This window comes from Prosthecodimorpha staleyi (assembly GCF_018729455.1).
GTDB lineage: Bacteria > Pseudomonadota > Alphaproteobacteria > Rhizobiales > Ancalomicrobiaceae > Prosthecodimorpha > Prosthecodimorpha staleyi.
Genome location: NZ_JAHHZF010000005.1, coordinates 456516 through 466995, shown reverse-complemented (window position 1 = coordinate 466995; position 10480 = coordinate 456516). Strand labels below are relative to the sequence as shown.

The window sequence follows — 10480 nt, the reverse complement described above, 5'->3', positions numbered from 1 at the left end:
TTCCAGCCGCGGTTGACGTGCCAGCCAATCAGGTCCTCGCCGCCGGCCGAGGCCGTGTAGTAGCCCGTCGGCGTCCACGCCACCCAGCGCCGCGTCGGCACGTCGACGAACAGCGCCAGCAGTTCCTTGCCGTCGGACCAGCGGTACCAGCGGATCGTTCCATCGCCATGCGCCGCCAGGATGACCCGGCCGCTCTGGGCGAAGTTGACGCCCCAGGCGGTGCCCGGCACCGGCACCTTCCAGCGCATGGCGCCCTTGGCGTCGTAGGCGCGCAGCGACCAGCCGGTGCCGATCAGGAAGCCGGAGCGGTCCGGTCGGGTGACCAGCGACCGCGAGACCTCGTAGTTGTCGAGCGAGATCGGCTTGCCCTCGAAGGTCGGGGCGGTGTCGTCCTGCCATTTCTCGATGCGGAAGCCGACGGTCGACGGGCCGCTCAGGCCGGCCGGCACGCCGGGCGAATCCGTCAGGCGGCCGCCGTCGAGGTCGAACACGACCGGGTCCTTGGCGCCGATGCCGAGGCCGAACCGCAGGGTGCGGCCGTCCTGCGAGACCGCGAAGGCATCGCCGAACTTGGTGCGCGCGTCGAGGATGCGCACGCCCTGCAGCGTGGTGACGCGGCCATCCGGATCGACCGTGCCGATCGATGGATCGGAGGAGGTGAAGATGGCCTTCGAACCGCAGGGCTGCAGGCCCATGATCGAGTTGTTGGTGGCCGGGCTGTCGTTGCCGATGCGCTTGCCGTCGGGGGTCAGGCGCCGCACGATGGTCGGGTTGCCGGCCGAGCCGGCGGTGTAGATGGTGCGTCCGTCGCTGGCCCAGGTGACCGAGAAGAGGTCGCCGCTGGTCAGGCCGCCGGTTTCGCTCTTGCCGGTGACCGCGAGGGTACGGGCGTCCAGATAGGTGACGGCGAGATTCTTGTAGTAGGCGACGGCGATCCGCTGGCCGGTCGGATCGAAGGCGAGCGATTGCGGCTTGGTTGTCTCCGGCAGCCGGGCGCGCGCGGTCAGCTTGCCGCCGCTATCGTAACGGCGGATGAAATTGTCGTAGCTGACGGTGACCAAGGCGCCGGCGGGGTCGAATTTCAGGCCGTAGACCTCGCCCTTGTAGTCGCGGTCCGCCGCCAGTTCGCGACCGGTCGCCACGTCGAGGATGCGGATGCCGTTCTGACCGCTGAGGCCGACCGCCAGGCGCCGGCCATCGGGCGAGAAGGCCAGCGAATGCATGACGTTCTCGAAGCCGCCGAGGCGGCGCAGCGTGCGGGCGGTGCGGTCGAAGACGTAGACGCCGGCCTTCAGGCCCTTGTCCCAGCCGGCGTCCCAGCCGCCGGCGGCGACATAGCGTCCGTCGGCGGAAAGCGTCGCCACATAGAGCTTGCCGCCTTCGGCAGGGCCGATCGGCAGGCGCAGGGTTTCGATCGGCCGGCCATCCGGCAGCGACCAGAGCCGGACCGACTTGTCGTAGGAGCCGGTCGCCATGACGGTGCAGTTCTGGTCGACGCCGAACGGCCAGATGATCGCCGTGTGCATGCCGGTCTCGATGCGCAGCACCGGGTCCTGGGTCGGACAGGTCGCGACGGCGCGCGACAGGGCCTCGTTGGCGCGACCGTCGATCGCGCCGCTATAGCAGGCGGCATCGGTCAGCCGGCGCTGCAGCGCCGTGATCTCCTCGCCCGACATGCTGGCAAGTTCGCGCGCCTGCGCGGCTCCGGCCCAGAAGGTCGCGCCGAGGACGACCGAAAGCAGTAGTTTCCTGTCCATGTGCCTCTCCCCGCCCGGCGATGTCCCGACCCTGTATCGCTGCACCCCGTTCTGGGGAGCCTGTAGCAGGGACATGCTTCCGGATGATTTCTCCAGACCGCGCCCTGCGCGAGCTGCGCACCGACACCCCCAATCGGCCCACCGGGCTCGTATGGTCAAAAAAGCATGCCATCGCGATGGCCCGGGCGGAAGAGGGCCCAGGTCCCAACGGTTTGGAGGGCATCGGCAAACGGTAACCCCGTGCCGGGGAAGGTCAATCATGCGCCTGCGGCGACCAGCCGAGACGGTCCTTGATGCGGCGCATCAGGCCGTCGCGCACGGTGCGGTAGGATTCGAGAATCTGCTCGCGCGATCCGGAGGCGAGCTGCGGATCCTGAGTCGGCCAGTATTCGACATCCATCGCCTGGGTCCGCGTCAGGTCGAGCGCCTTGTGGTGGGCCTCGGGCGCCAGCGTGACGATCAGGTCGAAGTTGGAATCCTCGATGTCGTCGAAGGTGCGCGGCCGGTGCCGCGAAATGTCGAGCCCGATCTCCTCAAGGACCTTGACGGCGAAGGGATCGAGTTCGCCGCCCGGGCGCACGCCGGCCGACTGGAAATAGATCTTGCGATTGAACAGGTGCTTGGCGATCGCCTCGGCCATGGGCGAGCGGACCGCATTCATCGAGCAGGCGAAGAGGACGGCGCTCGGCCGCGTCCGCTCCACCACCGTCATCCTTTCCAGTGCAGGGCGCAGACGAGGGTGAACAGGCGGCGCGCGGTGTCGAAGTCCATGGTCACCTTGTCGGCGAGCCGGTCCATGAGCACCTTCGAGCCCTCGTTGTGCAGACCGCGCCGACCCATGTCGATGGCTTCGATCTGGGCCGGAGTCGAGCTGCGGATCGCCGCGTAGTAGCTCTCGCAGACCATGAAGTAGTCCTTCACGATCTTCCGGAAGGGCGACAGCGACAGGATATGGGTGAAGGTACCGTCGCTGCCGGTGTCGACGATCTCCAGACGGAGCTTGTTGTCGATCAGCCCGATGCGCAGCCGATAGGGGCCGCCGTCATGGCCGCACGGCTCGAAATGGTTCTCCTCGATCAGATCGTAGATGGCGACCGCGCGCTCGTGCTCCACGTCGGCGGTCGACCGGGCGATCGACTGGTCGTCGAGATGGATCTCGATCAGCCGGGCTCCGGGCCTCTGTTCTTGCGGCTCCGCCATGTCGGGCGTGACTCCCCCCAGGATCTTTGCGCGAGCTTGTCACAGATTGAGGCGAATCGCGACCGAGCGGGCATGGGCATCGAGCCCCTCCGCCCGCGCCAGCGCGATCGCGGCAGGCCCCAGCGCGCGCAGCGCCTCCGGGCCGACCTTCAGGATCGAGGTCCGCTTCATGAAGTCGAGCACGCCGAGGCCCGAGGAGAAGCGGGCCGAGCGGGCGGTCGGCAGGACATGGTTGGAGCCGCCGACATAGTCGCCGATCACCTCCGGCGTGTGCCGACCCAGGAAGACCGCACCGGCATTGCGGATGCGCAGGGCCAGCGCTTCCGGATCGGCGACGGCGAGTTCGAGATGCTCGGCGGCGATGCGGTCGGCGAGCGCCACGGTCTCGTCGAGCGAACGGACCACGATCACCGCGCCGAAGTCGCGCCAGCTGGCCCCCGCCGTCTCGCCGCGCGGCAGGCGGGCGAGCTGACGGGTCACGGCCGCTTCGACCGCGTCGGCGAGGTCGGACGCGTCGGTGATCAGGATCGCCTGCGCGGCGGTATCGTGCTCGGCCTGGGCGAGCAGGTCGGCGGCCAGCCAGTCGGGATCGTTGCCGGCATCGGCGATGACCAGCACCTCCGACGGGCCGGCGATCATGTCGATGCCGACCGTGCCGAAGACGCGGCGCTTGGCGGCGGCCACAAAGGCATTGCCGGGCCCGACGATCTTGGCGACCGGCCGGATGGTCTGGGTGCCGTAGGCGAGCGCCGCGACCGCCTGGGCGCCGCCGACGCGGTAGATCTCCTGGACGCCGCCGAGCCGGGCGGCGGCCAGCACCAGTGGGTTCAGCCGGTCGTCGGGCGTCGGCACCACCATGACGATGCGCGGCACGCCGGCCACGGCGGCCGGAACCGCATTCATCAGCACCGAGGACGGATAGCTGGCCGTGCCGCCCGGAACGTAGAGGCCGACCGCCTCGACCGCCGTCCAGCGCGCGCCGAGTTCGACGCCGAGCGCGTCGGTGTAGCGGTCGTCGGCCGGCTTCTGGCGTTCGTGGTGGGCGCGGATGCGGTCGCGGGCGAAGGTCAGGGCGTCGAGCGTCGCCGAGTCGACGGCCGCGATGGCGCGGTCGACCTCTTCGGCGGTGATGCGCAGCCGGCCTTCGAGCTCGACGCGGTCGAAGCGCCGGGAGAGATCGACCAGGGCCGCGTCGCCGCGCTGGCGCACATCGGCCAGAATGGCGCGGACGGCGTCGTCGACCTCCTCGGAGACCTCGCGCTTGGTCGCCAGGAAGGCCGCGAAGCGGGCTTCGAAATCGGGATCGGTGATATCGAGACGAATGGCCACGTCGCCGCTCCGGTCAGATCAGGTCGCGGCATGCTTAGCGGCGGCGGCCGGCATTGTCGACCGCGTGCAGCGTCGCGCCGACGCGCCGGGTCGTCCGCGCGACGAGCCGGCGTTCAGCGCCCGTGCGCAGGCAGATTGCCGGTCGCCCAGGCGCCGCCGAGATCGGCCAGTTGCGCCTCGAGACATTCGACATCGAGCCGGATGGCGGCATCGCCGGCGAACAGCAGTTCGACCACGCCGCTCGGCCCTTCCGACGGCGTGAAGGTGATCGCCAGCAGGACCAGAACCTCGCCGGGGCGATGGCGATCGATGCCATGGCTGCGGACCCGGCCGACACGGGCGAAATGCAGGCAGGCACGGCGGCGCTCGAAGGCGGTTGAGCCGCTGCGTGCAGGCTCCGCACCCGGGTTCTGTTCCCAGGCGAAGCGGTTCATGGCCAGCGCGAACAGCCCGGCCTTGGGCTGCCAATCGAGGTCGCCGACCTTGATCACCGCATCCTGGACGCAGGCCGAGAGTACGGCGAGGTCCTCGCCATCCAGCGCCACCAGCTTCAATGTCATGTTCCGCCACCCGTTTCGTCGTACCCGGGACCGCCGCCCGCGTCTCGATTGGGATCCGGACCTCACTTAGGAAGTGCCGGGCCCCGGCGCAACGGTGCGGAAACGCGATCCCCAACGAAAGCCTGCCACGGTGCGGGTCTTGTCGGAGTCATGTCCCTTCGAAAACGACAAAGCCCGGAGCAAGGCTCCGGGCTTGTTCGAGACATGCGCGAGGGCGGCCAAGAGCCGCGATCGCAGGCCTGATCTCAATAGTAGTAGTAGACCTTGCGCTTCACCTTGTAGACCGGCGCGACATAGACCGGGGCCACATAGACCGGACGGCGCACCTTCACCTTGTAGACCGGGGCGACGTAGTAGATCTTCTTGCCCGCAACGGAGCTGTGCTCCCAGCCGGTTGACGGGGCGCCGGCCGCATCGACCTTGGCGGTGTCGAGGGCCGAGGCGGGGGCGGCGAAAGTGAGCGCCACGCCGGCGGCGGCGGCGATAACGAGACCACGGATCATAGACAAGCTCCTCCGAATTCACGCCCCCGTCGGGTGCTCGGCAGCGGCGTTGGCGACCATGACTAGCACCGACATGTTTCCGTCAGATTTCGTCGTTGCGTTGAATTACAGTCGGCCCGGCGGAAAAATGCATTTCACGGCATATGCTTACCGGCAGGTCAAGACTTACCTAGCGGCGCTTCAGCGGGCGCCTTCGCCGCCGATCCGCTCGATCGAGGCGCCGCAGCGCGACAGCTTCTCCTCCAGGCGTTCGAATCCGCGGTCGAGATGATAGACGCGCGAGACGATGGTTTCGCCCTCGGCCGCCAGCCCGGCGATGACCAGCGACACAGAGGCGCGCAGGTCGGTCGCCATCACGGGCGCGCCGATCAGGCGGTCGACGCCCTCCACGGTCGCCACCTGGCCGTCGAGATGAATGCGGGCGCCGAGCCGGGCGAGTTCCGCGACATGCATGAAGCGGTTCTCGAAGATCGTCTCGGTGATGCGCGACTGGCCCTGCGAGCGGCTCATCAGCGCCATGAACTGCGCCTGCAGATCGGTCGGGAAGCCCGGGAAGGGTTCGGTGGTGACGTCGACCGGCTGGATGCCGTTGCCGTTGCGCCGGACCCGGATGCCGGCGGGGCTGGAGGTCACGTCGACGCCGGCGCTCTTCAGGGTTTCCAGAGCGGTCGCCAGCAGGTCGTAGGACGTGTCTTCGAGCAGAACGTCGCCGCCGGTCATCGCCACCGCCATGGCGTAGGTGCCGGTCTCGATGCGGTCGGGCAGCACGCGATGGGTGGCCCCGTGCAGGCTGTCGCGGCCCTGGATGCGGATGGTCGACGTGCCGGCACCCTCGATCTCGGCGCCCATGGCGATCAGGCAGCGGGCGAGGTCGGCCACTTCCGGCTCGCGGGCGGCATTCTCGATCACGCTTTCGCCGCGGGCGAGGGTGGCGGCCATCATGACGGTATGGGTCGCGCCGACCGACACCTTCGGGAACACGACCCGTGATCCGGTCAGCCGCCCGCCGGGGGCGCGCGCCACCACATAGCCGCGGTCGATGTCGATCTCGGCGCCGAGCGCCTGCAGGCCGGTGATGAAGAAGTCGACCGGGCGGCTGCCGATGGCGCAGCCGCCGGGCAGCGACACACGCGCCTCGCCCATCCGGGCGAGCAGCGGGCCGACCACCCAGAAGCTGGCGCGCATCTGGCTGACGAGGTCATAGGGCGCGGTGGTGTCGACGATCTCGCGGGCGCTGAAATGGATGGTCTGGCCGGCCAGATGGTCCTGGCCCGGGCGCTTGCCGTCGAGCGAGTAGTCGACGCCGTGGTTCGACAGGATCCGCTGCAGCATGGCCACGTCGCGCAGCCGCGGCACGTTTTCAAGCGTCAGCCGGTCGGCCGTCAGCAGGCTCGCGATCATGAGCGGAAGCGCCGCGTTCTTGGCCCCCGAGATCGGGATGGTCCCGGTGAGCGTCCCGCCGCCCACGATGCGGATCTTGTCCATGGATCGGATGTTCCTTCTGGTCCCGCGTCAGCCCCGCGTCACCCCTTCGCTGAGCCATAGCCCGGGCAGGGCGGGATCACAAGTCGGCGGATTTCCGCGTCTTCCCCCTTGGTCAGGCGGGATCGGGGCTCGCCTCCGGCGGCGGCGGATCGGTTTCCTCTGCGCCTTCAGGGCGGCCGGCGGCCTTGCGCCGACGCAGGTTGGCCCGCAGGGCCTCGGCCAGCCGCGCCTCGCGGCGCTGTCGTTCGTCCTCTCCGCCGGAATTTTGCCTCGGCGGCTGCCTGCCACGCGTCATCGACGGCTGTCCCCGCTCCGGTGATTCGGCCCCGCCCGGCGCCTCAAGACAGGCCGAGCAGGGCTTCGGCCGAGAGGATGCCGCGGAAGTCGTCGCGCTCCTCCGCGTATTCCGCGGCCTCGGATTCCATCGGCGGCAGTCCGACGACGGTCCGTCCGGCGAGCGCGGCGTCGACGAAATCGCCGAACCAGGCCTCGAATCGATCGGGATCGAGCCCGACGAGGGGCCGTCGGCCGACCAGCGCGACGCCACCGGAGGCTGCGTCGCGGGCATAGGTGCCGGTGCCGAGCGCGGCGAGACGCGGGTTGGCGTCGAGCAGGTCGAGCATCGCGTTCCGGGCCGTGTCGCCGCGATCGAGCGTTCCGAGGTCGCAGACCATCAGTGCTTCGGATCCGTCCCGGCTCACGTCGAGGGTCACGTCGAGGCCGTCGGCGACCTGCGCCGTGATCGCGCCGTCATCGTCGAAGCCGAGTTCGAGACCGAGGCCGCCCGCGAGCCGGGCCAGGATTTCGGGCTCTGCCGTCATGGGGTTCCCATCCGTTCCGCCATTCCATGCCGCCTGTCGGGCGGGCGGCTTCGGGAGTGCGCCGAACGAACCGCCGCCGGATCAGACTAGCATGATCGCCCCCAGCGGTATCCCATTCGCAACGATCGGTCACCAGGATGGCGCGCCGAAGGGTGCCGGGGTGGCACCCGACGGGTTCGATCGCTAGGTTGGACGGCGGATCGTGGTGCCGGAGGGGGACGCATCGATGGACATGGCCAAGGCTCAATTGTTGATCGGGGATGTGGGCGCCCTGCTCGGGCTGCCCGATCTGGCATTCGATGCGGAGGGGGACTGTGCGCTGACCATCGACGACACGCTTCAGGTCGACATCTCCTATCTGGACGCGGAAGACGCCCTGCTGCTCGCCGCGCCGCTCGGAGCCCCGGCCGATCCGATTCCGGCCGATCTCGCCGAGGCGATGCTCGACGCCAACTTCTTCTGGCGCGGCACGGGCGGTGCTACGCTCGGGCTCGACCGCGAGACGCGCATGGCCGTGCTGATCGAAACCGTGCCGCTTGCCGGCCAGCATCCGGCCGCCCTGCGGGACCGGCTGTCCGACTTCGTCACGGTAGCGCGCGACTGGACCGGCCGTGTCGCCGGACAGACGCCGTTTGCCGCAAACGATGTCACGACCGTGACAGAGGAACCAAGCGGAGACGTCATACTGAGGCTGTGATCCGGAAACGGATGTTCGGACGGGCAGGGGACTTCGGTATGGCTGAGGGCGTTTCGTTGAAGGTTTCCGGGTCGGTCCCGATCGGGATCGACCGTGGTGACAACCGCTCCCGAAGCGTCAGCGATCCGACGGGGACGATGGACGGCTTTTCGGCCCGCAAGTCCGAGCCGAGCCGGACCCGCCATCTCTCGCTCTCCCGCCAGGACAAGACCCGCGGCGTGGCGAAGGACAAGGTCGCCGAGGGCACGGTCAAGAAATCGACCAAGCCGAGCTACGGACTGAAATTCTTCCGCGAGAAGCTGCAGATGACGCCGTTCGGCAAGCGGTTCGATCCGAGCCGCGACACCGGCACGGTGGTCGGCCCGTACCGGGTGATCGCCGACAAGAATCGCGGCGTTGAGCCGGGCTTCGTGGCGCTGAAGGACTGGACCCCGAAGGACACCGCCAAGCTCAGCACGCCCGGCCACGCCTTCTCGGTGCGCGCAGACACGTTCATAGACAAGGGGTTGCATCCCTGGAGCGGATCGCATGCGGTGCGCTCGGAGGCGGCCAAGTACTTGGCCGCCCGCGATCCCTCGGTCGGCTTCCGCACCGGCAAGGACGACCCGTTCCATTTCATCAGCCGCAATCCGGACCTGAAGGCCGAAGTCTATGGCGCCCTGAAGACGAGCGAGAGGGTCTTCCCCGCGCTCAAGAAGCACGTCATGGACAATGAGAAGAAGTTCAACACCAAGCACTATGTCAAGCTCGACTACCGCGAGGCGCAGGGCTCGGGCCGCGGCGAGGAGCGCACCTATACGCTGCCGAAATCGAACGCCAAGAGCTTCGGCTTCGGGGCCATCGGCAAGTTCTTCCACCAATTGGCGCGCCGGCAGACCCCGGACGCGATCAACCGCGACGCGATGCGCGAAAGCCTCGCCAACGACCTGATGAGCCGGTTCGGCATCTTTGCGCAGAAGCTCAAGCTGGTGCCGACCGTCTACCAGCCGCCGAACGGGCCGGCAGTGCCGAAGCTGCTGCTCGACGGCACCCACATGTCGGGCCGCAATGGCGAGAAATTCTCCGATTTCGAGGGCGCCATCGTCGGCGGGCCGCGCAACGGGCAACTCGTCAAGCTCGGCGAGGACGGCAAGCCGGTGAAGAATGCGCGCGGCCACTACGAGGTCGATACCTCGATCCGCGAGATGGGCCGCAACAAGATCTTCATGCTGCTGCTCGGCGACCGCGACGCGATCGGCTCCAAGGGCGGCAACAAGGGCCGCGTCGGCAACGAGTTCGCCGCCATCGATCCGGGGCACTCGCTCGAGACCGGCGGGCAGAACCTGATGGCGCGCAAGGACATCCGCTCGGACATGTCGTTCGAGCAGCCGAGCATGTTCGACGGCAAGTGCTACAAGAACTTCTCGATCTTCGACCAGAGCCCGTTCTCCGAGCGCATGGAAGGCGTCAAGGAACTGGCCCGGCTTTCGAAGACCAACGAGGACGTGGCGGTGTTCCGCGAATATGCGGCGACCTTCGGCAAGGACAATCCGGGGCTCGATTTCTCCGGCCAGATTGCCGACATGGAGAAGGCCTACCTGTCCCGGCGCGAGCATATCCTCGACGTGTTCGGCGACCGCCTCGCCGTCTACGACTTCGACTTCTCAGGCGTCCCCAACTCGATGACGCCCCAGACTGCGCAGCGCAACACGCTCGACGTGCTCGACGCGCTGGAGAAGATCAGCTCCGAACACAGCTGGATGAGCGGCAATACCGAACTCGAATATCCGATGGTCAAGAACCGGACCGAGTGGCAGGTCAAGGAACAGGGCGACAACCTGGAATTCCGCGCCGAGGGCGTCGGCCGCTCCGCCCGCCGCCGGCTGGAGAATTTCGTCGCCGCCCAAACGCCGGGCGGGCGCTACACGATCGTGGAAGACAACGGATCGCTGGTCCTGCGCATCCCGAAGGCCGATATCGGCCAGGCGCATGGCGATTTCAGCATGACGGCGTTGAAGCGGCAGGACCGGGTCCCGGGCTGACCGCGCCCGACACGGCCCCGGGCGCCCGAGACCCGGTCCTGCGTCGGCTTGCGGCGGACCGGCCGGCCCGCCTGCAATTCCAGGTGGTTTGTCGTGATGGATGGTTG

At 68.4% G+C, this 10480-nt stretch carries 9 protein-coding genes and 1 pseudogene; 2 read left to right on the top strand and 8 right to left on the bottom strand.

Features of this window, described 5'->3' with window-relative positions; genetic code table 11:
- The 8 genes and pseudogenes from KL771_RS12705 to KL771_RS12670 form a co-directional block, all read right to left on the bottom strand.
- A pseudogene (locus KL771_RS12705) lies at positions 1 to 1757 on the bottom strand (hypothetical protein); the annotation flags it as partial.
- Between the two features lie 253 nt (positions 1758 to 2010).
- Entirely contained in the window at positions 2011 to 2460 is a 450-nt protein-coding gene (locus KL771_RS12700) for an arsenate-mycothiol transferase ArsC (RefSeq protein ID WP_261968919.1), read from the bottom strand.
- 5 nt (positions 2461 to 2465) lie between these two features.
- Positions 2466 to 2957 carry a UPF0262 family protein gene (locus tag KL771_RS12695; protein ID WP_054360876.1) on the bottom strand — a complete coding sequence of 164 codons (492 nt, stop codon included), beginning with the start codon at positions 2955 to 2957 and terminating at the stop codon, positions 2466 to 2468.
- A 39-nt stretch (positions 2958 to 2996) separates the two neighbouring features.
- Positions 2997 to 4286 carry a histidinol dehydrogenase gene (gene hisD, locus KL771_RS12690; protein WP_261968918.1) on the bottom strand — a complete coding sequence of 430 codons (1290 nt, stop codon included), beginning with the start codon at positions 4284 to 4286 and terminating at the stop codon, positions 2997 to 2999.
- A 113-nt stretch (positions 4287 to 4399) separates the two neighbouring features.
- Complete coding sequence (locus KL771_RS12685) at positions 4400 to 4846, bottom strand: DUF2948 family protein (protein WP_261968917.1); 447 nt, start codon at positions 4844 to 4846, stop codon at positions 4400 to 4402.
- Between the two features lie 245 nt (positions 4847 to 5091).
- Complete coding sequence (locus KL771_RS12680; RefSeq protein ID WP_054360879.1) at positions 5092 to 5349, bottom strand: hypothetical protein; 258 nt, start codon at positions 5347 to 5349, stop codon at positions 5092 to 5094.
- A 180-nt stretch (positions 5350 to 5529) separates the two neighbouring features.
- Positions 5530 to 6834, bottom strand: coding sequence for a UDP-N-acetylglucosamine 1-carboxyvinyltransferase (gene murA / locus KL771_RS12675; protein ID WP_261968916.1), 1305 nt, complete (start codon positions 6832 to 6834; stop codon positions 5530 to 5532).
- A gap of 338 nt (positions 6835 to 7172) precedes the next feature.
- On the bottom strand, positions 7173 to 7655 hold the full coding sequence (locus KL771_RS12670; protein WP_261968915.1) for a type III secretion system chaperone: 483 nt from the start codon (positions 7653 to 7655) through the stop codon (positions 7173 to 7175).
- Positions 7656 to 7881: 226 nt separating this feature from the next.
- On the opposite strand from KL771_RS12670, the gene KL771_RS12665 reads away from it, so the two are divergent.
- Entirely contained in the window at positions 7882 to 8352 is a 471-nt protein-coding gene (locus KL771_RS12665) for a type III secretion system chaperone (protein WP_261968914.1), read from the top strand.
- A 137-nt stretch (positions 8353 to 8489) separates the two neighbouring features.
- A complete protein-coding gene (locus tag KL771_RS12660; protein WP_261968913.1) occupies positions 8490 to 10373 on the top strand; it encodes a hypothetical protein in 1884 nt (627 codons plus the stop codon).
- The last annotated feature ends 107 nt before the right edge of the window (positions 10374 to 10480 follow it).

Excerpts from the sequence above, each read along its gene's own strand:
- KL771_RS12685 (WP_261968917.1), bottom strand. The coding sequence starts at position 4,846 with ATGACATTGAAGCTGGTGGCGCTGGATGGCGAGGACCTCGCCGTACTC.
- KL771_RS12695 (WP_054360876.1), bottom strand. The coding sequence starts at position 2,957 with ATGGCGGAGCCGCAAGAACAGAGGCCCGGAGCCCGGCTGATCGAGATC.
- KL771_RS12680 (WP_054360879.1), bottom strand. The coding sequence starts at position 5,349 with ATGATCCGTGGTCTCGTTATCGCCGCCGCCGCCGGCGTGGCGCTCACT.
- KL771_RS12670 (WP_261968915.1), bottom strand. The coding sequence starts at position 7,655 with ATGACGGCAGAGCCCGAAATCCTGGCCCGGCTCGCGGGCGGCCTCGGT.
- KL771_RS12660 (WP_261968913.1), top strand. The coding sequence starts at position 8,490 with ATGGACGGCTTTTCGGCCCGCAAGTCCGAGCCGAGCCGGACCCGCCAT.
- KL771_RS12665 (WP_261968914.1), top strand. The coding sequence starts at position 7,882 with ATGGACATGGCCAAGGCTCAATTGTTGATCGGGGATGTGGGCGCCCTG.
- murA (WP_261968916.1), bottom strand. The coding sequence starts at position 6,834 with ATGGACAAGATCCGCATCGTGGGCGGCGGGACGCTCACCGGGACCATC.